Source organism: Ulvibacter litoralis (assembly GCF_900102055.1).
Taxonomy (GTDB): domain Bacteria; phylum Bacteroidota; class Bacteroidia; order Flavobacteriales; family Flavobacteriaceae; genus Ulvibacter; species Ulvibacter litoralis.
This window is the reverse complement of the sequence record NZ_FNBA01000003.1, coordinates 175808-201922: the sequence shown is the minus strand read 5'-3', so window position 1 is coordinate 201922 and position 26115 is coordinate 175808. Positions and strand designations below refer to the sequence as shown.

General features: G+C 37.9%; 27 protein-coding genes. 16 read left to right on the top strand and 11 right to left on the bottom strand.

What is annotated here, in order from left to right; genetic code table 11:
* Positions 1 to 3 precede the first annotated feature (3 nt).
* Entirely contained in the window at positions 4 to 786 is a 783-nt protein-coding gene (locus tag BLQ00_RS10945) for a zinc ribbon domain-containing protein (protein ID WP_093144249.1), read from the top strand.
* Between the two features lie 106 nt (positions 787 to 892).
* On the top strand, positions 893 to 1576 hold the full coding sequence (gene msrA, locus BLQ00_RS10940; RefSeq protein WP_093144248.1) for a peptide-methionine (S)-S-oxide reductase MsrA: 684 nt from the start codon (positions 893 to 895) through the stop codon (positions 1574 to 1576).
* A gap of 52 nt (positions 1577 to 1628) precedes the next feature.
* On the opposite strand, the gene BLQ00_RS10935 is transcribed toward msrA, so the two are convergent.
* On the bottom strand, positions 1629 to 2426 hold the full coding sequence (locus tag BLQ00_RS10935; RefSeq protein WP_093144246.1) for a class I SAM-dependent methyltransferase: 798 nt from the start codon (positions 2424 to 2426) through the stop codon (positions 1629 to 1631).
* A gap of 148 nt (positions 2427 to 2574) precedes the next feature.
* On the opposite strand from BLQ00_RS10935, the gene BLQ00_RS10930 reads away from it, so the two are divergent.
* The 3 genes from BLQ00_RS10930 (at position 2575) to BLQ00_RS10925 (ending at position 3717) form a co-directional block, all read left to right on the top strand.
* The gene (locus BLQ00_RS10930) at positions 2575 to 2733 is read left to right on the top strand and encodes a lmo0937 family membrane protein (RefSeq protein WP_139149396.1); all 159 of its coding nucleotides are present in this window, start codon (positions 2575 to 2577) and stop codon (positions 2731 to 2733) included.
* Positions 2734 to 2759: 26 nt separating this feature from the next.
* Complete coding sequence (locus BLQ00_RS17865; RefSeq protein ID WP_262891367.1) at positions 2760 to 2891, top strand: hypothetical protein; 132 nt, start codon at positions 2760 to 2762, stop codon at positions 2889 to 2891.
* 127 nt (positions 2892 to 3018) lie between these two features.
* Positions 3019 to 3717 (top strand): hypothetical protein, encoded by a 699-nt coding sequence (locus BLQ00_RS10925; protein WP_093144243.1) that lies wholly within the window; start codon positions 3019 to 3021, stop codon positions 3715 to 3717.
* 3 nt (positions 3718 to 3720) lie between these two features.
* Here BLQ00_RS10925 and BLQ00_RS10920 read toward each other — a convergent pair whose 3' ends face one another.
* On the bottom strand, positions 3721 to 5877 hold the full coding sequence (locus BLQ00_RS10920) for a DUF6851 domain-containing protein (RefSeq protein ID WP_093144242.1): 2157 nt from the start codon (positions 5875 to 5877) through the stop codon (positions 3721 to 3723).
* 80 nt (positions 5878 to 5957) lie between these two features.
* On the opposite strand from BLQ00_RS10920, the gene kynU reads away from it, so the two are divergent.
* The 9 genes from kynU (at position 5958) to BLQ00_RS10875 (ending at position 16088) form a co-directional block, all read left to right on the top strand.
* A complete protein-coding gene (gene kynU, locus BLQ00_RS10915; protein WP_093144240.1) occupies positions 5958 to 7220 on the top strand; it encodes a kynureninase in 1263 nt (420 codons plus the stop codon).
* The gene (locus BLQ00_RS10910) at positions 7132 to 8625 is read left to right on the top strand and encodes an FAD-dependent oxidoreductase (protein ID WP_093144239.1); all 1494 of its coding nucleotides are present in this window, start codon (positions 7132 to 7134) and stop codon (positions 8623 to 8625) included. Before kynU ends, BLQ00_RS10910 begins: the two co-directional genes overlap by 89 nt.
* Before the next feature lie 7 nt (positions 8626 to 8632).
* The gene (locus tag BLQ00_RS10905) at positions 8633 to 9055 is read left to right on the top strand and encodes a RidA family protein (RefSeq protein WP_093144237.1); all 423 of its coding nucleotides are present in this window, start codon (positions 8633 to 8635) and stop codon (positions 9053 to 9055) included.
* A 1-nt stretch (position 9056) separates the two neighbouring features.
* A complete protein-coding gene (locus BLQ00_RS10900) occupies positions 9057 to 10502 on the top strand; it encodes an aldehyde dehydrogenase (protein WP_093144236.1) in 1446 nt (481 codons plus the stop codon).
* 75 nt (positions 10503 to 10577) lie between these two features.
* Positions 10578 to 11363 carry an SDR family oxidoreductase gene (locus tag BLQ00_RS10895; protein WP_093144234.1) on the top strand — a complete coding sequence of 262 codons (786 nt, stop codon included), beginning with the start codon at positions 10578 to 10580 and terminating at the stop codon, positions 11361 to 11363.
* 180 nt (positions 11364 to 11543) lie between these two features.
* A complete protein-coding gene (locus tag BLQ00_RS10890) occupies positions 11544 to 12626 on the top strand; it encodes an amidohydrolase family protein (protein WP_093144233.1) in 1083 nt (360 codons plus the stop codon).
* 2 nt (positions 12627 to 12628) lie between these two features.
* Entirely contained in the window at positions 12629 to 13777 is a 1149-nt protein-coding gene (locus BLQ00_RS10885; protein ID WP_093144231.1) for a hypothetical protein, read from the top strand.
* Positions 13778 to 13877: 100 nt separating this feature from the next.
* Positions 13878 to 15434, top strand: coding sequence for a peptide MFS transporter (locus BLQ00_RS10880; protein WP_093144230.1), 1557 nt, complete (start codon positions 13878 to 13880; stop codon positions 15432 to 15434).
* A gap of 12 nt (positions 15435 to 15446) precedes the next feature.
* Positions 15447 to 16088 (top strand): O-methyltransferase, encoded by a 642-nt coding sequence (locus tag BLQ00_RS10875; protein ID WP_093144228.1) that lies wholly within the window; start codon positions 15447 to 15449, stop codon positions 16086 to 16088.
* On the opposite strand, the gene BLQ00_RS10870 is transcribed toward BLQ00_RS10875, so the two are convergent.
* The 4 genes from BLQ00_RS10870 to BLQ00_RS10855 are packed head-to-tail and all read right to left on the bottom strand — an operon-like array spanning position 16089 to position 18613.
* Entirely contained in the window at positions 16089 to 16730 is a 642-nt protein-coding gene (locus BLQ00_RS10870) for a response regulator transcription factor (RefSeq protein WP_373287755.1), read from the bottom strand. It lies immediately after the preceding gene.
* A 1-nt stretch (position 16731) separates the two neighbouring features.
* Positions 16732 to 17493: a sensor histidine kinase gene (locus BLQ00_RS10865; protein WP_093144225.1), complete on the bottom strand. Its 762-nt coding sequence runs from the start codon at positions 17491 to 17493 to the stop codon at positions 16732 to 16734.
* The gene (locus BLQ00_RS10860) at positions 17463 to 18113 is read right to left on the bottom strand and encodes a hypothetical protein (RefSeq protein ID WP_093144224.1); all 651 of its coding nucleotides are present in this window, start codon (positions 18111 to 18113) and stop codon (positions 17463 to 17465) included. The genes BLQ00_RS10865 and BLQ00_RS10860 overlap by 31 nt, the downstream gene beginning before the upstream one ends.
* On the bottom strand, positions 18113 to 18613 hold the full coding sequence (locus tag BLQ00_RS10855; RefSeq protein WP_093144223.1) for a hypothetical protein: 501 nt from the start codon (positions 18611 to 18613) through the stop codon (positions 18113 to 18115). Before BLQ00_RS10855 ends, BLQ00_RS10860 begins: the two co-directional genes overlap by 1 nt.
* Positions 18614 to 18977: 364 nt before the next feature.
* On the opposite strand from BLQ00_RS10855, the gene BLQ00_RS10850 reads away from it, so the two are divergent.
* Positions 18978 to 19472, top strand: a complete 495-nt coding sequence (locus BLQ00_RS10850) for a T9SS type A sorting domain-containing protein (protein WP_093144221.1) — start codon at positions 18978 to 18980, stop codon at positions 19470 to 19472.
* 6 nt (positions 19473 to 19478) lie between these two features.
* Entirely contained in the window at positions 19479 to 20561 is a 1083-nt protein-coding gene (locus BLQ00_RS10845) for a hypothetical protein (protein ID WP_093144219.1), read from the top strand.
* A 98-nt stretch (positions 20562 to 20659) separates the two neighbouring features.
* Here the strand turns inward: BLQ00_RS10845 and BLQ00_RS10840 are convergent, their stop codons facing one another.
* The 5 genes from BLQ00_RS10840 to BLQ00_RS10820 form a co-directional block, all read right to left on the bottom strand.
* Entirely contained in the window at positions 20660 to 22177 is a 1518-nt protein-coding gene (locus BLQ00_RS10840) for a S8 family peptidase (protein WP_093144217.1), read from the bottom strand.
* A 43-nt stretch (positions 22178 to 22220) separates the two neighbouring features.
* Positions 22221 to 22775, bottom strand: coding sequence for a phosphatase PAP2 family protein (locus BLQ00_RS10835; protein ID WP_093144215.1), 555 nt, complete (start codon positions 22773 to 22775; stop codon positions 22221 to 22223).
* Positions 22775 to 23074, bottom strand: a complete 300-nt coding sequence (locus tag BLQ00_RS10830; protein ID WP_093144213.1) for a Sec-independent protein translocase subunit TatA/TatB — start codon at positions 23072 to 23074, stop codon at positions 22775 to 22777. Before BLQ00_RS10830 ends, BLQ00_RS10835 begins: the two co-directional genes overlap by 1 nt.
* A 122-nt stretch (positions 23075 to 23196) precedes the next feature.
* On the bottom strand, positions 23197 to 25500 hold the full coding sequence (locus BLQ00_RS10825; RefSeq protein WP_093144211.1) for a M1 family metallopeptidase: 2304 nt from the start codon (positions 25498 to 25500) through the stop codon (positions 23197 to 23199).
* A 67-nt stretch (positions 25501 to 25567) separates the two neighbouring features.
* Positions 25568 to 26071: a DUF6702 family protein gene (locus BLQ00_RS10820; RefSeq protein ID WP_093144209.1), complete on the bottom strand. Its 504-nt coding sequence runs from the start codon at positions 26069 to 26071 to the stop codon at positions 25568 to 25570.
* Between the last annotated feature and the right edge of the window lie 44 nt (positions 26072 to 26115).

Sequence of the window (26115 nt, the reverse complement as noted above, 5' to 3'; positions counted from 1 at the left end):
ATTATGGCAGCAAAGACAGAAATTACTGTAGAAGAGAAATTAAGAGCATTATATGATCTTCAATTAATCGACTCTCGAATCGACGAAATTAGAAACGTTCGCGGAGAACTTCCTTTAGAAGTTGAAGATTTAGAAGATGAAGTAGCGGGAATGAACACTCGTCTTACAAAATTGAAAAATGATCTTGAGCTTATCGAAGACGATATCAAAGCGAAGAAAAATCAAATTGAGGAATCTAAAACCTTAATTAAGAAATATACTACGCAGCAAGATAACGTTCGAAATAACAGAGAATACAACTCTTTAAGTAAAGAAGTTGAATTTCAAGAGTTAGAAATTCAGTTGGCTGAAAAGCACATCAAAGAATTTAAAGCGCAAATCGAGCAAAAAAATCAAGTAATTGATGAAACAAAAGCACGCGTAAAAGCTCGTGAGGAACATTTAAAACACAAACAAGGTGAGTTAGATGAAATCCTTTCTGAAACAGAAAAAGAAGAGCAATCTTTAATTAAAGAGTCTCAAAGCTTCGAAAAGAAAATTGAAGACCGTTTAATAAACGCTTACAAACGTATTCGTACTAACGTAAAGAATGGTTTAGCAGTAGTTCCTGTAGAGCGTGGCGCTTCTGGAGGTTCTTTCTTTACAATTCCACCACAAGTACAAATGGAAATTGCTTCTCGTAAAAAAATTATTACAGATGAGCACAGTGGACGTATCTTAGTAGATCCAGAATTGGCTACTGAAGAACGCGAAAAAATGGAAGGTATTTTTGCAAAGCTTAAATAGAACCCATCCCAATATATTACAAAGCCTTCATTTTTATGAAGGTTTTTTTTTGCGCTATTCTGAAAGTTTACAACCCACAACACGACTACCTACCAAAAGTATTTTTATGAAAAAACATACAATTATTGTTACAGCCCTTATTCTTTTTGGAATCCAAGCGGCTTGTCAACCTTCACATAAAAAAAATAAAGAAGCAGAAGCAATTGCACAAAAGGAAATAACTCCAATTCAGGTTCCAAGTGAGAACGGACTAGATCGCGCTTATTTTGCAAGCGGTTGTTTTTGGTGTGTTGAAGCAGTGTTCGAAAGTGTTCAGGGCGTTCAAGAGTCTATTTCAGGATACAGTGGGGGTCACACTAAAAACCCAACCTACGAGTCTAGCAATACGGGACGCACCGGCCACGCCGAAGCTGTAGAAATTATTTACAACCCAAAAGAAGTTAGTTTTAGTCAGTTGGTAGACGTGTATTTTGGCTCTCAGAATATAACACAAGTAAATGGACAAGGTGGTGATCTCGGGTCGCAATACCGTTCCATTATATTCTATCAGAATGATGCGCAGAAAAAGAGTATCGACGCTAAAATTAAGACTTTAGAAAAAGAGGTTGGAAAAGGAAAAGTAGCTGCGCAAGTATTGCCTTTTGAAAAATTCTGGGTAGCAGAAGCCTATCACCAAAATTACGAACGCTTACACCCTGAAAACCCATACATTCAGAATGTGTCGGTTCCTAGACTGAATCGTTTTAAAGCAAAGTTTCCAGAATTATTAAAAAAAGATGGAGCACATTAAATCATCAAAAAAAACATAGAATATGCCTCGCAAAATAATTGTATTGCGAGGTTTATTTTTTTACAGCTTTTATTTCAAATAATAAAGGGTAGCGTTTGGTCTTCATCTCAAAGAAGCCTTCATCATTTTTCACCAAGTCAGGAAAAATGTCGTATGGAGAAGCATCGTGCTCTTTAAAATTGGTTATTTCCAATCCCGCTTCAAGCAAGGAACTTATTATTTCGCTCAAGCTGTGATTCCAACCGTACTCTTTACTTGTCATTTTCGAATTAGTATCGCCATACGTTCCTTCATATTCTTCATAGATTGCTTCTTTTTGATGATACCCATATTTCATTTCAGGTGGAGATACAGTATAGTCAAACATCCAAGCGATGGGATGAAACTCTACTATGTAAAATATTCCTCCTACCTTCAATCTTTCAGAAATCATTTGTGCCCAAGGTCGTAAATCGGGTAACCAACCAATGGTACCGTAACTTGTAAATACCACATCAAAAGTTTCAGAAATATGCTTCGACGTATCTAATACATTACAACACACGAAACGGGCATCTAATGCCAACTCTGTATTGAGCTGTTCTGCCAAAGCAACGGCTTTATCAGAAAGATCCACTCCCGTGCATTTTGCGCCCATTCTACTAAAACTTAAGGTATCTTGTCCAAAATGACACTGCAAGTGCAGTAACGACTCACCAGATAGATCTCCTAGCGCTTCAATCTCATACCTGTTTAAAGAAGTTTGACCTTCCTTAAATGCTTTCATATTATAAAAATCACTTTCAGCGTGTACCGCTACTTTTTGATTCCAAGTATTCCGGTTAGTATCAAAAGCTTCTTTTAAATCCATGGTAGTATTTTCAGTAAAAATATAAAAATAAGTAGAATAAGAGATTTAATATCGAATTAACATTTCTCGTTAAACTTGGTTAAATTCTTAAAAATCAAAGCTAATCGTTGCTATATTGTCATTACTAATCACAAAAAATCAACAAATCATGAAAGACATTGTCTGGTTAATCGTAGTACTATTAATAATAGGATGGCTTGTAGGTTACTTTGGCTTCGGAGAAGCTGTAGGTAGTTTAATACACATTTTATTAGTATTAGCAGTAATTGGAATTCTATACCGTTTAGCAACTGGTAGAAGGCCGTAAACACTAACTTTAAAAAAACAAAAACTATGAAAAAAGTAATTTTAATATTATTCGCAGCAGGATTATTTGCAACAAGCTTTACAAGTTGTAGAGAGAAAAAAACAGTAGGTGACCAAATTGAAGAGGTTGCCGATGATGTAGAAGATGCAGTAGATTAATACCTAACTTTGTATAATCCCACAAAACGTCCGTTTACAAATATGTAGACGGACGTTTTTTCGTGGCCTGCAAAACACCCACTTCAATGATTCTTTATGTATTTTTACACAATCAAATTCTGACACCATGAAAAAAGCCATACTGCTATTTAGTTTAATCATATTTGCCACAGCATGTAAAGAAGTTTCAAAATCTTCCGAAGAAAAGAACTCAGAAGACTCCTCTTCACAATTAGAAGTGAATTCAAATCGTACTACTGCAGAAACTATCGCTTACAAAAACGGATTTGAAAACTGGAAAAATGTTTCAGAAATACAATTTACTTTCAATGTAGACCGCAACGGAAACCATTTTGAGCGTTCTTGGACTTGGAATCCTAAAACTGACGCTGTAACGATGAAATCTGCACAAGACACCATTAGTTATAACCGAGCTATTATGGATACCATTGCTCAAAAAACAGATGCATCTTTCATAAATGATAAATATTGGTTATTGGCTCCTTATAATTTGGTTTGGGACAACGGAATTCAAACTTCAGAAAAAGAAAATGTAATTGCTCCTATCTCTAAAGACACGTTAAATCAACTCACAATTGTTTATGGAAACGATGGTGGTTACACGCCTGGTGATGCGTATGATTTTTACTTCGGAAAAGATTTCGTTATCAAAGAATGGGTGTATCGCAAAGGAAATGACAGCGTTCCATCTATGACAACTACGTGGGAAGATTACGAAGGCTTCAACGGTCTAAACATCGCGAAAATGCACAAGGACGAGACAGGTAATTTCAAACTGTATTTTACCAACATTAAAGTGAAGTAGGTTTTATTTCTTTAAAAATTTACACACAACTACCGTTTTTCGGTCTGAAAGCAATCGCATAAAATAGAGTCCTTGGTTTAACATTGAAGTATTTACTGTACAGGTATTTTCTGCATCAAAAACAGCTGCTTCTGAAAGTACTTTTCTGCCCAACACATCATACACTTCCAACTGAATCGGGGCTGTTGTCTCATACAATAACACGACCTCATCGCCTACAGGATTTGGAAACAACACACCTTGCTGCGCACTCTTTTTTGTAAAATAGGCTTCCGCAAAAGCAAAGGCTTCTTTTCCAATTTTTTCTCCTAAAAAACGCCCAGGAATATCATCGATTGGCGGGTGAATTCCACCCCAAATTCGAGACAGACTCGTCTGGTCGCTGGCATCTCTATACGTTGCCCACTGCAATTGAATTGGCATAGAAGGTCCTTTTTCAAACTTTAAAAATGAATCGGCAGGCGCCTCAAAAGTCCCCATGCCTCCAGGAAAAAAAGGATCGCCTGTTAACTGCGTTAATACTTCAGCAGCAGCCCTTGAATACGTAGAATGTCCAGACACATAGCCCGCAAAAGGAGGTGTTACAAACGACGGTCGTTGGTACGGAAACCATTCGTTTGCGAAAATCCAACCTACGCCTGCCACATCTGTCGATGGATTTGCAATAACACCAGGACCCCGCCAACCGTACAGTTTAATTTTTCCAATATTTTCATTAAAAGCACCTGCCATTGGATCTCCTTCTTCAATTACTTCAATCAATCCAGGTGTTAATGGCAAACCGTGCGGATTATAACTCAGTTGATTTGGATCTGAAGATTGTCCCTTATCTGCCATGTAACGTATGGCACTAATCGGCCGAACGTAATCGTAATACCCTTTAATTCCCCAGGCACTAATTGCAGCATCGTGCATGGTTCCACCTAAAATAAAATAACTTTTAACATCCCATTCTAAGTCGGACAACACCCGTCCTTCCCCCTTGAAACGTTTTACCAAATCGGGTTGGTCGCTCACATAATTTAAAAGAGTAAACCAATGTCCTGGAGGTGTTTCACTGTCGGGTCCGTCTGCCCAAAACTCGGCAAGTACGCGCGTATAATCCCCACGTAGCACCATTTGAGGTTCGTACGGTTGTTGTGTTTTAGGATTTAAAGCACGCCCCGAACTAGGGTCTGTTCCATTCACATAATCGTAAAACGCAGTGTATTCTTCAAACGTTTCTGGAAAGGTACTTATATCAAGATTCCCCATACTTGCAGGAGAAATATCGATGAGCACTTCATCGGTCGGATCTAAATGCGAACTCCAAGCAGCCACCAATGAAAAACCCCATTTGTAGGCATCTTCAATTCCTAAACCTTCTTGCAAATACGAAGGGGGTCCTGGGTCATTGTAAACGATATAGTCAAAATCAGGAGTTGAAAAAACGGTCTTTTGATCTTCCTGAAACGAAAAAGGAGTCACACTCCCCCATTCGGGTCCTAAAAACGGAGGCTGACCTCCTGGAATGGTATTTCCACTCTGATCTACATAATTTTCTACCTTCAACGGCTGCCAATGATTGGGATGTGTCATTGTTAAGTTTCCAGAAATATCCACATTCAGAGGCGCATTTAAAGGCTCGTAGTGTTGATTTTCATATCCTAACGCTTCATTAGCCCCATCTTGCAGCCCAAAAGCAATCAACTGTGCTGCAATATAATTCCCTAATGCGGCGGCGTTTCCCGTATGATAATCGGTGCTTGTAAAAGAAGTGTCGTATCCGAAATCTTGCATCAATGCTTCAATAGATTGAAAAATTTCTTCTTGTCCTGGAGAGGTTGCAAACCGATGACGCATAAAGCGATACACGGCATAACTAATTGCTTTTTGTCGAGCTTCGGAAACAGATTCGGAAGCCTCAAATCCATCAAAATCACAATGAAATACGCCTACCGTTTTTCCTAAAAAGAAGGAATCTGCATTTTTATCAAATACAGTCCAAGCATCATACATCGCTACCGAACTATGAAACAAATTTCGCGCGTGAACGGTAGGTCGTGCAAAATCATTCCGAATTCCGTGTAGCACCTCTTCATTCCATTGTCGCGCGACCGACTGTGAAATCAAGGGAGTAGTGACAATAGATAGTAAAACGAAAAGTAAGATTCTTCTCATTATGCTTTTTTTCAAAGATACCACTAATCCCAATTTATAATTCTTATTTTTGTTAGAAGCCGAAAATTAAGAGAAAACGAATGTTCGAAAACAGTTTAGAATTCGCTAAAAAGCAAGATGCTTCAGACTCATTAGCATCTTTCAGAAATAAATTTCACATCCCTAAAGATTCTTCCGGAGAAGACTTGATTTACCTCTGCGGAAACTCATTAGGATTACAACCAAAAATAACTTCAGAATATATTCAAGAAGTGTTAGACGATTGGGCTGCTTATGGTGTTGAAGGTCATACTGAAGCTGAACACGCTTGGTTGCCTTACCACGAGTATCTTACTAAAACCATGGCTACGATTGTAGGCGCAAAGCCTTCCGAAGTGGTGGTGATGAATACCCTTACCACCAACCTTCATTTAATGATGGTTACGTTTTACCAACCGACCAAAACACGCTATAAAATTATTGTGGAAAGCGATGCCTTTCCAAGTGATAAATACGCGGTTGAAAGTCAGTTAAAATTTCATAATATCGACCCAAAAGACGGATTAATTCTTTGGAAACCTCGCGAAGGAGAAGAATTATGCCGTTTTGAAGATTACGAAACCCTGCTCAAAGAACACGGAGATGAAGTCGCTTTGGTACTCATTGGAAGCACAAATTATTATACAGGACAATCGTTTCCTATAAAGAAAATCACCGATTTAGGACACAAACACGGCTGTAAAGTTGGGTTTGATCTTGCCCACGGTGCTGGAAACATACAACCTAATTTACACGAAAACGGTCCCGATTTTGCCGTTTGGTGTACGTACAAATATATAAACAGTGGCCCTGGAAGTTTGGGTGGCTGCTTCGTGCACGAACGTCATGCGAACAACAACGATTTAAAACGTTTTGTAGGCTGGTGGGGACACAACAAGACAACGCGCTTTAATATGCGTCACGAATTTGATGCTTTACCAGGAGCGGAAGGTTGGCAATTGAGCAACCCTCCAATCTTATCAATGACGGCAATTAGAGCCTCTTTAGATACGTTTGCTGCTGCTGGATTTGACAATCTTCGAAAAAAATCAGTGCAGCTAACCAACTTTTTAGAATTCCTTGTAGACGATTTAAAGGACGATAGAATCAATATCATCACCCCTAGAAATCCGGAAGAAAGGGGCTGTCAATTATCGATACAAGTAAAAAGTGCCGATAAAAACTTACATACAGAACTTACAGAAGCAGGTGTCATTAGCGATTGGCGCGAGCCCGATGTTATTCGAATCGCCCCTACTCCTCTTTACAATAGTTTTGAAGACGTTTATCACTTTACACAACGACTTAAAAAAGTACTTAACTAAACAAATGACAAAACAAGAACACATACTCATTGTTGGCGCTGGCCTTTGCGGAAGCCTTCTTACGTTACGCATGGCACAACGAGGCTACAAAGTTACGTTGGTAGAGAAACGCCCAGATTTACGTAAAACAGAACAAGATGCAGGTCGTTCTATCAACTTGGCACTTTCAAATCGTGGATTGCAAGGATTGCGTCTTGCTGGTGTTGAAGAAGAAGCCAAAAAATTGTGCATTCCCATGTACGGTCGAATGATTCACGACAAGCAAGGAAATACTTTTTTAAGCAAGTACAGCGGACGAAATAACGAATACATCAACTCTATTTCGCGTCCAGGATTGAATATGTTGTTGTTAGATGCTGCGGAAAAAATGCCAAATGTTACGCTCGTTTTTAATCACGGTTGTAAAACTGTTGACTTAGAAAATGCGTCGGCTACGTTTAAAAACTATGAAACGGGAGCTGAAACATCCTTTAGTGGCGACATCCTTTTAGGAACGGATGGAGCGGGTTCTGCCGTTCGAAAAAGTATGTTTAACCACCGCAAATTTCTCTTTAGCTTTTCGCAACAGTGGTTAACACACGGTTATAAAGAACTTGAAATCCCGGCGACCAAAGAAGGCGGCTACCGAACAGACAAAGGTGCCTTGCATATTTGGCCTCGTGGGGAAGATATGTTAATTGCACTTCCTAATTTGGACGGTAGTTTTACAGTAACCCTCTTTTTACCTTACTCAAATAGCGATTACTGTTTCGATAATTTAACCACTCCCGAAATGGTGTTGGAGTATTTCACCAAAGAGTTTCCAGATGCGGTTGCGTTAATGCCGAATCTTGCAGAAGAATTTTTCCAAAATCCGACAGGCCCTTTAGGAACCATAAAATGTTCTCCTTGGAATTGCTACGGAAAAACCCTGCTCTTAGGAGATGCTGCACATGCCATTGTCCCTTTTTACGGTCAAGGAATGAATGCTTCTTTTGAAGACGTAGTGGTTTTTGATGCTATTTTAGACAAACATGAAGGAGATTGGACCAAAGTATTTCACGAATACGAAAAGAACCGAATAGCCGATACCAATGCAATTGCCGATTTAGCGGTTGATAATTTCCATGAAATGAAGGAGCATACGGCTAGCGAATTGTTTCAGCAAAAAAGAAAACTGGAAACTGCATTTGAAGCTGAGTTTCCAAAAGAATACTATTCAAAATACTCATTAGTTACCTTTAACGAAGCAATATCGTACGATGAAGCTATGAAAAAAGGGCGCGCACAAGACAAAGCCATTCTTAATTTAATTGACGATGGCACGTTAAAAGACACGATGACGTTACGCGAAAAACTAGAACTCGTAAAAAAAGAAACCAAAGAGATTTTACACGACGATGCCGTGGTAAGAAACTTAAAATAATAAAGATATGACCGTTAAAAGCAGACTCGTAGAAGGAAAAGCAACGCCAAGAGGAGCCTATCCGCACGTAAAACGTGTTGGTGATTTTATTTTTATATCTGGAACTAGTTCCCGACTCCCCGACAATACGTTTGCTGGCGTACATCAAATTGACGAAATGGGCGCCATGCATCTTGATGTTCGTGAGCAAACAAGAGCTGTATTAGAAAATATAAAAGACTACCTAGCATTGGAAGGTGCTACGATGGCAGACGTGGTAGATGTAACCTCTTTTTTGGTGAATATGAATGACTTTGCGGGGTATAATGCAGTCTATGCAGAATATTTCGACAAAGAGACAGGCCCAACCAGAACTACGGTTGCTGTGCACCAATTGCCACATCCAAATTTGGTGGTAGAAATTAAGGCAATGGCTTATAAACCTTTGTAAGATGCAGAAAATCTTAAATTACATAAACGGCGCGTACTGCGAACCTCACTCCGGAAAATGGCTTGACAATTACAATCCGAGTAATGGAGAAGTTTATTCGCAAATTGCCAATTCGGATGCGACAGATATTGCAAACGCCTATGAAGCGGCGAAAGAAGCTTTCCCAATTTGGTCAAACACCACCATTGAGGAACGAAGTCGGATTTTATTGAAAATTGCCGATCTCATTGAAGAAAAGATGGTCGATTTAGCCAAAGCGGAAGCAAAGGATAATGGAAAGCCATTAAATTTAGCGTTAACCGTAGATATTCCGCGTGCCTCTAGTAATTTTCGATTCTTCGGAAACGCTATCACACAATTTTCAAGCGAAGCACACGAAAGTATTGGGTTGCAAACCATGAATTTTACCTTACGCCAACCTCTTGGTGTCGTGGGTTGTATTTCTCCTTGGAATTTACCCTTGTATCTTTTTACATGGAAAATAGCACCTGCCATCGCCGCAGGAAATACCGTTGTTGCAAAACCGAGTGAAGTAACTCCTTTGACCGCTTTTTTATTAGGTGAAATTTGTACGGAAGCAGGATTGCCTAAAGGTGTTTTAAATATTGTTCACGGAACGGGTCCTTCAGCAGGGCAAGCGATTGTAGAGCATCCAAACATTAAGGCGATTTCATTTACAGGGGGTACTAAAACAGGCGAGCACATTGCTAGAACGGCAGCACCCATGTTTAAAAAATTATCGTTAGAATTGGGCGGGAAAAACCCAAATCTCATTTTTGCAGATTGTGATTATGAGACCATGCTAAACGTAACTGTAAAATCGTCATTTGCCAATCAAGGGCAGATTTGTCTCTGCGGAAGCCGAATTTTTGTTGAAAAACCAATCTACGAGAAATTCAAAAAAGATTTCATCGCGAAGATTGCCGCTTTAAAAGTGGGAGATCCTTTTGATGCGGACACGAATTTAGGAGCATTGGTTTCTAAACCACACCTCGAAAAAGTACAATCGTATATTAAAATTGCACAAGAAGAAGGTGGAACAATTTTATACGGAGGGAATCCTGTAACCGTAAAAGGATTGGAAAATGGTTATTACTTAGAACCTACGATCATTGAGGTTTACGACGATCAATGTCGTGTAAATCAGGAAGAAATTTTCGGACCTGTGGTTACCATCATGCCTTTTGAAACAGAGGAAGAAGCTTTGCGAATGGCAAACAGTGTAAAGTATGGCCTTTCGGCAACGCTTTGGACGACGCACTTAGACCGTACCATGCGTTTAAGCAAACAATTAGAAGCAGGTATCGTATGGGTAAACACATGGCTAAATCGTGACTTACGAACGCCCTTTGGTGGGATGAAAGATAGCGGTGTAGGACGTGAAGGCGGATTTGATGCCTTGCGTTTTTTTACAGAACCGAAAAACGTGTGTATAAAGTATACTTAAAATGTCTCCCCGAGCGCAGTCGAGGGGTTGTTAATATTAAATATAGGTCTCGACTGCGCTCGACCTGACATAAACATGAAGTTAGATTTACAAAATAGAAATGCATTGGTCTGCGGAAGTAGCGCAGGAATTGGAAAAGCGTCAGCACTAGAATTAGCTTCTATGGGAGCCACAATCACATTGGTCGCTAGAAATGAAGAAAAACTTAAAGCAGTACTAACGGAATTGCCAACTTCGGAAGGGCAGCAACACGACTATTTGGTTGTAGACTTTAGCAATCCGAAGGTGTTACAAGAACAACTTGCCAAAGCGACTCAAGACAAAACCTTTCATATTTTAATAAATAATACTGGAGGTCCGAAAGCAGGTCCTGTATTAACGGCTGGCTTGGATGAGTTTGAAGCCGCTTTTACACAGCATTTAAAATGCAATCACATATTGGCACAGGCTGTCATTCCTGGAATGAAAGAAGCAGGCTTTGGTCGTATTATTAATATTATCTCTACGTCGGTAAAGCAACCTATTGAAGGGTTGGGCGTAAGCAATACCATTCGTGGTGCCGTGGCAAATTGGAGTAAAACATTGGCTACGGAAGTAGGTCCGTTTGGAATTACTGTAAACAACGTATTGCCTGGAGCAACCGCTACCGAGCGCCTTACAGATATTTTACACAATGTTGCTAAAAAGATAAATGGTTCGTTTGAAGATGCTGAAAAAATGATGAAGAGTGTCGCTCCTGCCAAACGCTTTGCAGAACCTGAAGAGATTGCATACGCCGTTGCTTTTTTAGCCAGCGAATCGGCTAGTTACATTAACGGAATTAATCTTCCGGTAGATGGTGGACGTACAAAATCATTATAAGCGTTATTGTTGTAACTTTAGCTAGATGAGAATGCGTTAGGGATTGCAGTGACATCCTTTTTGTAGTGCCAGCAGTACTACAAAAAGATACAACGGAAAGCCCGCCCGATTGTTTTTCACAATGGGGAACGCCCAAAAAATATTAAAACACAGTAAAAGAACCGAGTTTAAATTAAAACTATGAGACGAAAACTACGCATTAATGGACATTCACATTTGCTTCCGTATCCAGAGGAGATTCCTCAATTTATGAAAGACAAAGGTATTTTTTGGGTAGATAAGGATCGAAAGTTTATGCTTCAAAAAGATTGGAGCCGACCGGTGACGGATTCGAGTTTCTTTTTGGATGAAAAATTGGCGTGGATGGAGCGCTACAAAATTGATCATGCGGTAGTGCTTAATTTATCGCAGCTTTATGGAAATGGTCTGCGCGTGGAAGAAATGAAGCAAGCGCTGCGTTTTCAGAACGATTTTAATGCAAAAGTGCAACGAGAGCATCCGTCTAAATTTACCTGTGGGTTTGTAGTACATCCTGGTTTTGTTCGAGGTGCTTTGTGGGAAATGGAACGTTGCGTGGAAGAATTAGGGATGCAATTATTGTGTTTGCCAACGCATTACATGGACACGATTGGAACCTGGCGTTGTATTTTTGATGAAGAAAACGAGCCTATTTTTGAATTGGCGAGTAAATACAATTTGGCGGTAGAAATACATCCATACGATGGTGAAAAATTTATAAAATTACAGAATACTGCATGGCGTTTTCACCTTATTTGGATGCTAGCGCAATGTGCAGATGCCTATCATTTTTTAACACTGAATGGCTACGCCGATAAATACCCAAACATGCGAACTTGTTTTGCACACGGTGGACAATTGGCGCAAATGAATTTAGGAAGACGTATTCAAGGGTTTGATGGTCGCCCCGATTTATTTGAAGGAAAAACACACCCTAGAAAGGCAGTTGGACATAAAAACATCTTTTTCGACACCTTGGTACACGATACGGGATCTTTAAAATTAGTAGTGGAAAATCAAGGCTCTAAACAAGTGGTAATGGGACTGGACGATCCGTATCCGTTAGGGGAAATGGAAAGTGAAATGCAATCGTCGTATCCTGGAAAGATTTTAGACTTGGCCAAAGAGCGAAAAATTTTAACGGAAACCGAATGCGATGCTATTTGGGACGACAACGTAATACAATGGTTGTGCGGTGATGATCAGGCTGCCAAAGACAAACTTGTGAAACGAATTCTAGGTTAATTATGACCGACGTTGCTCGATTTTATATTCTATCGCACATCTTTATTTCCTTTATTGGAGCGGTGTTACTCATCGCTATTTGGTATAATATTAGAAGCCGATTTAAGCAACTTTTAGAAGAAGACGACACTCAAAAACGAGTTGACAAAGGATTGCTATACCTCAGCTTTGCCGTTTTTATTTGGGTGTTAGCAGGATGTTGGAGTTACGCTGGAAATGCATTTTCTTTTTTCGACACTCAAGGGTATCAATTGGGCGTGAACTTATTCTCGATTGTGAATAATATGTTTATGCTATTGGCGCTGTTCTACTTTTACTACGCACCACAATTTATTTACAACAAGGAGAAAAACATTCAAAAGATCATCGCTGTTATTGTTGGGGTTTCGGTCGTAACGTTTTTGCTTCCAATGGTCTTGAAGGAAAACAATATTGTTCAAGGGGTTAAAATTAGCAACATTCCTGATTTAATTCTGTCAGGTTTTCTGTGTTACTTATTAGGGGTTTCCTTCTATCGAACTTTTGCGTACCGAGGGCTTAAAATTGTAGGAGCGCTTTCAATTGTAGTGATTGTACTTACTTTTATATCGCAACTTTCGGAGGTTTTTTTAGACTTCGGAAGCGATTTCACCAATAACTTTATTAAAATTTGCGCCAAAACATCGTTGATTTCTATTTTTCTGGTACTGGCAACTACCTGGGTGATTCGACTGGCGAGTATGCCTAAACCGAATGAAATGTCAATTTCATTTTTAGATTGGAGTTTGCTAAAACTGAACATTCCGACCAAAGGAATTTTTGATCAGACTATCGATTTTGGCTCTAAAACCACGCAATACAAAAACCTGTTGAAACTTACGATTCGACGTAAATACGGGGAAGGTGATTCGCAAAGTATTTTGGTGAATGCGGGCGGAGAGATTAAAAACCAAACGTACCTCACGCGTATCATCGAAAACATCAATGACATTCTTCAGCTGGACGCCAATCAGAAGCTGGAACGTCGTGATTTATTTACTTTTATTGGAGAAAGTCGCTACCGTTTGCGAATTATCCCTGCTAATATTTCCATAGACAAAACATTGCTGGAGGAATTTTCAGAAAGTACCGAGAACAAGGAATACAAAGAGTTTACAGCAGATCTAAGCTAGGGTTACAATTAGTTACAATTCCTTATTTTTTAGTATAATTTAATACAGGCGTTTCTTTCGCAGCAGCTTCCAATTATATTGCTCAAAAAACAAAATACCCATGAGCGCAACACTACCTGAAGCATCTTCTAAAGAACTGTTTGGACACCCAAAAGGACTCTTATATTTATTTTTCGCCGAGTTATGGGAGCGTTTTTCTTTCTACGGAATGCGTGCCTTATTGGTACTGTACATGACCAAACATTTATTGTTTGACGACGACATGGCGTTTGGTGTCTATGCAGCCTATATGTCGTTGGTATATGTGACGCCGATGATTGGTGGAATTTTAGCCGATAAATTATTAGGCTTCCGGAAGGCAATCATTCTGGGAGGAATTTTAATGTCGTTAGGACACTTCTTTCTCACCATAGAGCAGCCCGTGTTCTTTTATGGGTCGTTGGCGCTGATTATTGTTGGAAATGGCTTTTTTAAGCCTAATATTTCTTCATTTGTGGGCGATTTATATGCACAAGGAGATGCACGACGTGATTCTGGATTTACTATTTTTTACCTCGGAATAAACCTTGGAGCCGCGATCGCCCCCCTAGCCTGTGCTTGGTTTGCCATTACCTATGGATGGCATTATGGTTTTGTATTGGCTGGCTTCGGAATGTTGCTAGGATTGTTTGTATTCCATAGAGGTTTAAAAACATCGGTATTTGGTGACAAAGGCCTTGTACCAAATGTGAAGTTATATGAAAGTAAGAAGTTTGGACTTGCCAAAGGAACACTCACCATTATAGGTGCTTTTTTAGCGGTTCCTATTTTTGCATTGATTGTTCGCTATAACGAATTTGAACATTACTTGGTATGGATTGTTTCTGCCTTTTTAGTGGCGTACCTCATCTATATTATTAAATCTGTTTCAGTAAAAGAGAAAAAGCGTTTGTTAGTAGCAGTCTATTTTACGATACTCTACACTTTATTTGCCGCTATTTTTGAACAAGCGGGTAGTTCGTTAACGTTGTTTGCCGACCGAAATGTGAATCTTGTAGGCATGGACGCGGCAGGAACCAACAGTATTAATGCAGGTTTTATCATCTTATTTGCCATCCCGTTTTCGATGTTATGGACGTTTTTAAGCAAACGAAAGAGCAATCCGAACTCAGCTATCAAATTTGGCTTAGGACTTTTATTTTTAGGATTAGGATTCATTGTTTTTGCACTCTCGGCACATAGTGTAGACGAAACCGCCAGAACTGCAATGAGCTATTTGGTAATTGGATACATGGTGCTCACCTTAGGAGAATTATTTTTATCTCCTATTGGATTGTCTAAAATGACGGAGCTCTCTCCTATAAAATACGTTTCTTTTATTATGGGTGTTTGGTTTTCGGCGAACTTTTACGGTCACTTTTTCGCAGGTAAAATCGCGAAACTAACGGCTGTTTCAAATGGAGAGCCGACTATTTTTTCTGAAGGTTTTTTCGGTTCTATTGTGACAGCGATAACGGGATTAACTCCCGAAATTGCCAGTGGTAAAAGTGAAGCCTTTCAGCAATTATTTTCGTACGTATCTGTGTATGCAAGTTTTGGGGTAATCAGTGTAATTGTAGGTATCTTTGCCATAGTTATTTCGCCAATCATTAAAAAAATGATGGAAGGCGTACATTAAATTTGTAGTGCAATGGATTTTATTTCTGAAAAATTAGACGCGTATGTTGTGGCGCATTCACAACCAGAACCGGAATTATTACAACAACTGAACAGAGAAACCTGGCAAAAAGTAATGCAGCCTAGAATGCTTAGCGGGCATTTTCAAGGAAGGGTTTTGAGCATGCTTTCAAAATTAATACACCCGAAAAACATTTTAGAAATAGGAACCTATACGGGGTATTCGGCATTGTGCTTGGCAGAAGGGCTTCAGAAAGACGGCACATTGCATACGATTGATATTAATGAAGAGTTGTACGATTTTCAGCGTAAGTATTTTGACGCTTCTCCCTACGGAAAACAAATTATACAACACGTAGGTGATGCTTCAGAAATTATTCCGGAGCTTTCAGAAACTTTCGATTTAGTATTTATAGATGCCGATAAAAGCAACTATCCAAAATACATAGAATTACTCCTTCCGAAGTTACCATCAGGAGCCGTAATTTTAAGCGATAATGTACTTTGGAGTGGTAAGGTAGTAGAACCCGTTGCTAAAAACGATATTGACACCCAAGCGCTTTTAGTGTACAACAAATTTTTAAACGAACATCCGCAATTGGAGACCGTATTGTTACCAATTCGCGACGGACTTACCGTTTCTAGGAAGCTGTAATTAGGGCGTGAATATTTTATTTTTGATAGCATAAATTACGAGTCCGGTGCGATTCCGAAGATTTAATTTTTCGAATAAAACATCTCTATAACCCTCAATTGTTTTTGGACTCAAACACATGATATCGGCAATTTCACGATAGGTTTTTTCGGTACAGGCATGTTGAATGAATTCAATTTCACGTTCTTTTAGGGACAATACACTGCTTTCCTTATGCCGCAGCGAGTTTACCAATATTTTAGCAACAGTATTGGTGTGGTAATATCCGTTTTCAACCACTTCGAGAAGTGCTTCTTGAAGTTCTGCTTTTTTAACGTCCTTCATTAAGTAGCCTTTGGCCCCTGCGCGAAGCATTTTTAAGATAGTAGCATCGTCTTCTTCGATAGAAAGAGCTAGTACTTTTACTTCTGGGAAATGATCTTTTAAATGTGCGGTAGTTTCAATACCGTTTAAAATAGGCATATTCACATCCATTAGAACAATATCTGGAATGTTTTTAGGGTTTTGGAGAGCATCTATCAACTCTTGCCCGTTCTTGCACAAATACATAACCTTAAATTGATCAAATGCCTCAACAAGACCTCCTATTGCTTGCGAAAGCAATATATGATCGTCTACCACCACTACTGAATATTCCATGATTTTAAATTTTATACGTGAACAAAAGTTGGGTTCCGCTGCCTTCTATTGAATTAATTTGAATGTCTGCGTGAATCAATTTTGCTCTATTTTTCATATTACTGAGTCCGATGCCTTGAAAGCTTTCCATTTTAGAAACATCAAAACCAACCCCATTATCTTCTGCTTTTATCGTTAATGTTTTTCCTGTATAATTTACATAAACTGACAATTTTGAAGCTTTAGAATGCTTAATAGTATTGGTAAAAAACTCTTGTAACATTCTAAAAATAATAATTTCTATTTTACTGTCAATTGCAAAGTAACTTGCCGAACACTCTAAAGAGGTTTCAAGGTATCTCAATCTATTAAATCGTTCAATTTCGAGATGCAAGGCCTCTACGAGAGTTAAGTTTGTAAGAGTATCTGGGTTAATCAACTTCGACAAACTTCGCAATTCGTTTAAGCTTTCTCCCAAGGTTTCGATCGCTTCATCAATCGCTTCAGGATTGTCTTTTGCGTTTTGCATTTGAATTTTAGAGAGGGTGAGTAATTGCCCAATGTTATCGTGCAATTCCCAACTTACATTCCGTAAGGTATCCTCTTTAATTTCAATTTGAGTTTCTATTATTTCTTCTCTAAATCTATTCTCTGCTTCTTGCTGTTCTCCTAATAATTTATTTTTCCTCTTCTGAAAAAAAATAAAAAGAAGAATAAGTGTTAGTGCTAAAGCAAAAGCAATGACTGAAAAAATAATTAAAAACGATTGTACTTCTTTTTCGTCCATATAAAGCCAATAATATAACAGCCGTATAATATAATGTTAAGGCTTATAAAGATAACTGTTCTACTTGCACCTTCTACATTTAAATATTGTGAAAGTAAAATGAGAGGTATAATCCCTACATAAAATAACAACAATGCGGTGGTAATCCAAAAACTCAATTTATACTTTACAACCAATATTTCATCCCCTCTCAATAGCTGAAATAGATGCAAAAATGTTAATAGCAAAATACAGATAGCACCTGTTACAAATGCATATCCTTGCCCTCCATAAGAGGGTAGAATATACGCTATTAGAGTTACACCTAAAAACATGATTGCTGAAAATTTTGCAATCCTTTTAAAAGTCTTATTCTTTAAAATAGTATTAAACCAATAAAAATAGAATAAAAAACTACCTATGGTAAATACTTCATATACTAGCTTATTATCAATTGAAAAATGATTTAAAATTGTTCCTGTTACATCAATTAAAAAAGTAAACCATAAAAAATATAAAAAATAGCGTTCGTTAGACGCAGCATATTTTTTAAAGTGAACTGTCGCAAAAATTACTGCAATAAGCTCAATAATTGGAATAGAATAAGGCAAAAAAGTAGCGTTCATGCTTTTTGTTCCCATTAATAATTATTTGGTGGAATTCCACCTCCGCCATAATTTAATGGCAACAATCCTTCAATATTACTATCCTCTGCTTTAATAGGCGCGAAACCACTTTTAATCGGAGAAGCGGCATCCCTTGCAGTTGGTACTATAAAAACAGTTGAGTATCCTGCATTAGGATAGTTACTTTTTTTAGGGTACGAACCATAATAGACGCGAACACCTAAACCTGAAAGTCCTTTTTCCCCTGCTTCGTGTTCTACATAAGCAATGTATTTTTTCAATGTATCTATGGAGAACCAAAAATCTCTAGTGTCTTCAATTTTTAAGGTGTCTTTCAATAACTTATACCGTGTTTCTATATAATCTTCTTCTAATGCATTTGCTTGCTCATAGGTAATTGTTTGCTGTGGCGGTGTAGCGTCATGTAACTGCGTTTTTGTATCACATGAAATAAAACATATGCATAGCGACGCTACAATAAGAAATGTTGATACCGATTTAACTACTGTTTTCATAATGGTTTGATTTTTAAGGTTTCCATAAAGTTAGAAATAATATCAGTAAGATACTCAGTGATTTATGATTACTGAGTATTACCTACATAAGCACTAGCAAATTACATACTTATAACCAAAAATATAAGGAGTAAACCACTTTAAAGCATCAGGAAAAACCCCCTTATTTAAAGGGTTTCTTAATCTCTTTTCTCTTAGTGTATAAACTTCACTAAAAACAGGAATACAATTCTGATAAACAGTTATTTAACTCTTGCAAGAAACAACAAACTACAGCAATTTTGCTTCAGATAATTTAACGAATTGAAATTAAAGCCTATGAAAACATTAACAAACACAACAAGTAACTTTTAAAAACTGAATTATGAAAAAAACAATTTATATACTACTCTTTATGCTTTTTACTCTAACAGTAAGTCAGGCGCAAAGCTTGAGCCAAGCTGTAGTATCAACCTCTGGAAATACGATTAACGGAGCTTCAAACACACTTAGTTTTACAATAGGAGAACCTATCATTGGTGCCATTTCAAATGGAGAAAAATTAGGCCAAGGATTTTGGTTAGGAGCTATCGAAGAAATTGTTCTTAGCAATGACGACTTCACTTTTGAAGTAACCACAACTGTGTACCCCAACCCAGTAACAGACTATCTAACCATAAACTTTAAAGATATGGTAGCACGAGATTTCGAAATTGTAATACACGATATGAATGGAAAGGTTATCCTTCAGAAGAAAGTTGAAAATAATGTCAACAGCGAAACTATCAACTTCTACAATTACAATCAAGGCATCTACTTACTTACCATAGTACAAAGTGCTACCGTTAAATCGAAAACATTCAAAATAATTAAAAAATAAAACATTATGAAAACTACACACACATATATAGCAATTATCACCTTACTTTTCTCAATCTCAACTTTATTTGCCCAAGGAACTGAAGGCGTTATAAGTAATTCTAATTACGAAACAAACCGTTTATTAGATGCCAGACAATCTGAAAACAGTCAAAAACTAATAGCAGATGAAAGCTCAAACTCTGGAGCTATCGCCAATCGTTTAACAGCTGCAAACTTAATAAACTACCAAGCAGTTGCTAGAGATGCAGGTGGGAACTTACTAATTAATGCTGCTGTAACCATTGGATTTAACATTCATGAAGGTACTGCGGGAGGCCCTTCTGTTTTTACTGAAACGCAAAACCTAACCACAGATGCTAATGGTGTGTTTTCTACACAAATAGGAGCTGTAAGTGCACTTTCTGTAAACTGGGGAGCCAATGCACACTTTTTAGAAGTTTCCTTAAATGGGACTTCAGTAGGAACTACTGAATTTGTAAGTGTTCCGTATGCAAAATCTGCAGACTCAATGCCTGCGGAAGCTATTATTGGTGACGGAGCATCTAATGCCGATGTCGTAACTATTAGCGGTGACAATACAGTTGTTGGAGAAATCATGGACATTAGAGCAACTAATGTCGTTGGTGCTGCAAATGATATCGTTAATTTAGAAATGCCTGCAGGTAGCTCGGAAGATGCACAGTTTATTGAAGCTCGTAATGGAGGGGCTGTTGCTTTTCAAGTTCAGGGTGATGGTCGTACTTTGATTAACACAACTACAACTGCTCCACAGCTAAATACGGTGTACGGAAATTCGATGCCAATTGCATTTGGGAGTGTTGCCTTAGGCTTTGACGACATTCAAACAGGCTACGGAATTGCCTCTTTTTCGAATCCTGCGACAGGTGAATACGATATTGTGTTAGATCACGAAACAAATGGATCCAACTGTGTTGTATTAGTAACTCCATTTACGACTGGATTTGGAACTCCTGAAATTGCAGGGTATGAACCTACAGGTCCAAACTCATTTAAAATCCGTATTCAAACAGTCGCAGGAGTTGCTAGAGATAGTGCCTTTACGTTTGTAGTCTATGGAAACCATTAAATAAAAAGTTTTTTTTCATGGTACACTTTTGTGTGTACAAGAAAGGTTCAGATGTCATTCTCTGAACCTTTTCTTTTTATTTTTATTTTTATGTATTATTACTGAACGGCTTGTAAGGCATCAATGTTCCCATATCCTTTCGTACTATTCTTGTAAGGATAAAATTCGGCACTTTGTCTCATTTTATTCAATACTTGACTGCGCGACCATCCTAAATGTTTCGACCATACCAAAGCTGCTATTCCCGCAGTGGTTGCAGTTGCTACTGAAGAACCTCCAACATATTTTTTATCTCCATTGTAAAAACCTAATACCGTACCCGTGCGATTACTGTTTGCATCTCGCTGCATAACAACGGTGAATTCAATTTCACTTCCGTCATGGCATACATCACATTGTTGATAGGTACCATCGTCTGTTATTCCTGTTACGGCAACAGCCTCATTCATGCTCGCTGGAAAAATTACAGGATACCAATTGGTAAGCTCTAAAGAAGTCCCTCCGGCTGCAAAAATCAACTTCCCACGGCTATATGCATACCGAACACCATCGGCTACATTACCAATAGACCAAGGATACCCTACCGACATAGAAATGATTTTTACATCACTTCTGTTTCCAAGTGCTACTAAGGCATTCTTCACTCCTTTTCGTTCGTGATAATCGTTTAAAACGACGTCTTCGGTAGCGCGATACGAAACTAAATTACAATTATATGCTACACCAACAGGCATGTAATTATTATTCCGTGGGGAAGCAATGGTAGACCCCATAGAAGTTCCATGTCCACATTTGTCATGTGGTCCATCATAATTGTTAGACCATGGCCAAACAGAATCTATGAATGTCCCGTATTTGCTAATGGTACGTCCGCTACTATAGCCATCGTTAAAGTTACTTCCTAAAAACGGCTGACTTTGAGAAACACCTGTATCTATTAGTCCAACTGTAACTCCCGCACCTGTACTATGTGCCCAAGCGTCAGGTATATTGTGTTGATCGAACGTCCAACTTACCAAAGCATTTGGAGCTACTGTTCTATAATCGTTGTTATTTAAGGTCTCACCACTTTTACTACATCCGCTGGAAGAAAAATTTTGCGGATAGGTTCCAGAGGCTTCAAAAAAGCTATACCCATTAGGCTCTAAGTATCGGATATCGTTTCGTTTCCGAAGTTCAGAAATCGTCTGTATTGAAGCTACTTGAACGTCGATAACATTCAAAATGGCATCGTCTTCAATTAAGCCATCGCTAAACCCTGTACCTTCAGACGTTGCAACAACCGCTAAAATTTCATTTTTCGTATTCTTTAATCGTTGATTTTCCGAAGTCCGAAAACTTTCGCCTTGGTTTCCGTAGCCAATAGTAAGAATGTTGGATCCATGTACTGTTGCACTCCAAAGCACTTGATCTGTAACTGTAGCCCAACTAAAGGAACCGTTCTCTGTGAGTTCCTTTTCGATAATGGCATTGATCTTTTCTATGCTTAATAATTCTTGTGAAACGTGAGCTGCTCTATTTGCTGTTTCTTCGGAAGGATTTTCTAATACATCTCGTGTACAACTAGTTACCGAAATGAGAATGATGGCAAGAATGCCGAGTGAAAGTTTTTTCATGGTATGAACGTTTTGGTTTGTACGTTCAAGATAGGAAATATTTTTATAGTTTTTGAAGCGTTTTTTTACACGCCCAATGCCCTACAAAAGCAATCGATGTTCCTACTAAAGCTCCTATAAAAATATCGCTAGGGTAATGTACCCCCACATAAATTCGGCTTAACACAAAAATTAGGGGCCATAAATATGCCCAATAAATCCATTTATTGAAATCACGCAATGCCAACACTACAAATGTAGTTACGGCAAAACTAGACGATGCGTGTCCAGAGAAAAAACTGTAAGTTGTTGGTTTCTGAAGGGTGCGTATTAGGGTTGAAAGCGCTTCAACATTGTTAGGCCGCAAACGTGCCACAAACTCTTTTGTAGTATCTGTTAAAAACAATGTAAGTCCGAAGGTAAGTAAGGTAAAGAGAAATACTATAGCTCCCTTTTTTCCACCGTAATAATAAAATGCTAAAAAAATGAAGAGTAAAAATAAAGGAATCCAGCTTTCAATTTGAGTTACAAAAACCCAAAAACCATCATATTTTTCGATTCCTAGGTTATTCAGAAAAATAAACAATTCACGATCCCAGGCTTTAAGGGTTTCTAGCATTATTCTTTTCTTTTTATAGGTCCTGTAACCTCATCTATATCTTCTTTAATACCGTCTTTAATACCTTCAATCTCTTTTCGAATGTCTTTGGTGAAATCTAAATCGATCTCATTTTTTTTGGCACTTTTGGTAATTTCACCTTTAATTTCGTCGGTAGCATCTTTAATTTGACGCATTCCTTTTCCTAAACCACGAGCAATCTCGGGCACTTTATCGGCGCCAAAAACCAAGAGCACAATAAAAAGGATAAATCCAATTTCTGCACCACTAATAAATAAGAATATAACTTGCGAAATCATATTGCAAATATACTTATGTGTTGTGAGTAATTGTACATGTGTTGTATATTTTTTAGCATTCCTTTTAAACCAAAAAACCCTGCTCTACTGAACAGGGTTTTTTTAAGGTATTTTAGAACGGTTTATTGTCCTTTCATATTATTTTTAAACTGGTCGAATTCGCCCACTTGCTTTGTTCTTGGCCAGCTATTATTTGAAGTATCAATATCTGCAGTTTCTTCATCTGGATCTACCATGATTTTAGTAATTTCCTTTTCCGAAGCAATTACTTTTCCTACAGAAACATCATTTTTTCTCCAAATTTCAGCAGGATAGGTAACTCTTTTTGAAGTACCATCACTGTAGGTATATTCAGCAATAATAGGCATTGGAATTCCTCCTGGCTTTTCGAAAACTACTTCGTAGAAATACTTCGGGTTTTTCAAGTTTGCTCTTTCATCTGCTGGAATATTATCCATAATGTATTCTTGTAATGTCGTAACATCACTTAAAGATGAAGAACGCATGCTTTCTTCAAAGTCTTCGCTATCTTCAGAAACCATATACACCAATGGTGGCAAATCGCTTTCTTTCATTCCTCTTGCTTCCATCATTTCACGAACTTCTTTGTTCATTTTTGAGGTTACATAGTACTTATTTACTTCTTTTACACCAATATCAGTATAATCTGTTGTGTAAAACCAAGCTCTCCAAAACCAATCTAAATCTACTGCTGAAGCATCTTCCATCGTTCTGAAAAAGTCTTCTGGAGTTGGGTGTTTAAACATCCAACGTTGTGCGTAGGTTTTAAATGCGTAGTCGAATAATTCGCGCCCCATAATTGTTTCGCGTAAAATATTTAATCCTGTGGCTGGCTTAGAATATGCATTCGCTCCAAAATTATAGGTATTTAAACCTTTGGTCATAATAGGCGCCATTTGGTCTTGATCGCCTGCCATGTAATCTATAATTTTATTTGCAGGTCCTCTTCGAGACGGGTATGCTTTGTTAGGAGCAATAGCATCAGGATACCATCTTCCAAAATCTTGCTCTGCTACATATTGTGTAAAGGTATTTAACCCTTCATCCATCCACGTCCATTGACGCTCGTCACTATTTACAATCATAGGGAAGAAGTTGTGTCCTACTTCGTGAATAATTACACTTATCATTCCGTATTTTACACGATCGCTATAATTTCCATCTTTATCTGGTCTTCCGTAGTTCCAGCAAATCATTGGATATTCCATCCCTTGATTTTTAGAGTGTACTGAAATTGCTTTACTGTAAGGATAATCAAATGTCATTCTAGAGAATGATTTAAGCGTACTCGCCACTGCTTTTGTTGAATAGTCTTCCCAAAGTGGATTTCCTTCTGGCGGATACATAGAAACTGCCATCACATCTTTTCCTCCAATTTTAACAGCCATCATATCCCAAATAAATCGTCTTGATGAAGCAAAAGCAAAATCACGAACGAAGTCTGCTTTTAATTTCCATGTTTTTGTTGAATTTTCAAATCCTTTAGAAGCTGCTTCCGCTTCTTCTTGAGATACAATTATTACAGGCTTATCGTACGATTTTTTAGCCTCATTGTATCTATTCATCATTTCTTTACTAAATACTTCTTTTCTATTCTGAAGCTCTCCTGTACCGTCTAATATATGGTCTGAAGGAACTGTAATGTTTACTTCAAAGCTTCCGAAGGGTAAAGCAAACTCATCACGTCCCCAAAACTGACTATTTTGCCATCCTTCTACATCATTATACACCGCCATTCTTGGATAAAACTGAGCAATTACATACCCATTATTACCGTCGTCAAACTTTTCGTACCCACTACGAGCACGGTTTATAACGTGATTATTAACATTGTACCACCATTTAATAGAAAATACAAATTTTTCGCCTGGCTTTAAGTTTTTAGGCATTTCAACACGCATCATTGTTTGATTAATCGTGTAGGGTAAATTTCCACCTTTCGAATCTTTCACCATTTCAATATTGAAACCACCATCAAAAGGGCTTCCCATGTAGGTTCCCACAAAACTTGATGCCATATCCGCTGGAGCGGCACCACTACCCTCAATTAAAGGAGTTTTTGAATCTTTAGATCGTACGTTTTGATCTAACTGAACCCATAGATATTCTAATTCGTCAGGTGAGTTATTGGTATAGGTAATTGTTTCGTACCCACTTAATTTTGTGTTTTTATCATCCAACACAATATCCATTACATAATCTGCTTGCTGTTGGTAATAATCTGGTCCTGGAGCACCACTTGCAGAACGGTATGTGTTAGGAGTAGAAAACTCTTCATACATTTGTTTGAAACGGTTTTCATTTTTGTGTCCAGGTTTACGGGCTGGAGTCGTTTCATCCTGAGCAGACACTGTTCCTGCAAAAAGAAACAAGGCAACTAAAGACAGACATTTAATTAATTTCATAATGTTTGTTGGGATTTATAATTAATTGAAGGTTAAAAATAGTTTTTATTAAGGCTTTCTTATTTATTTAATCAAAATTTAACAATCCTTTAGGATTATCACTGTCTAGAATTAAGCTTCTTCGATGGTCTTTTGACTTCAAATGAATAATATTTTGTTGTTCTTCAAAAACATCCATTAATACTTTATTCTCAACTTCTATTTCTTTAAACTCCTTAATTCCAGTAATTTCGATATACGATTTCACCAAATCGTTTTCATATTCTTTTCCTAGATAATGTAAGACGACAGGTTTTCCATTGACTTTAATTGTTAATTTCTGAAGAATATACTCTTTTAACAATTTTGCGTCTGCTTCAGTTTCTTTTTTGGTTCCTAAAGAAACATCTTTTCTGTAACGCTTCCGAAGGGTTTGTTCGATATCATCTACAAACAGCTGCGTAATAATCTGAATCGACTCCTTTTCAGCAACATATTCAATTTTTGTAATACTCACATAGAATTTATGTGCCGTAGCACCCGTAATTACTAAAAAAAGCAAGGGTAAAAAGGCTAATTTGATAAATTTCATACTGGGTTTTGAATTATAAGTAATGTAAGTCGCTTTTTTGAGGT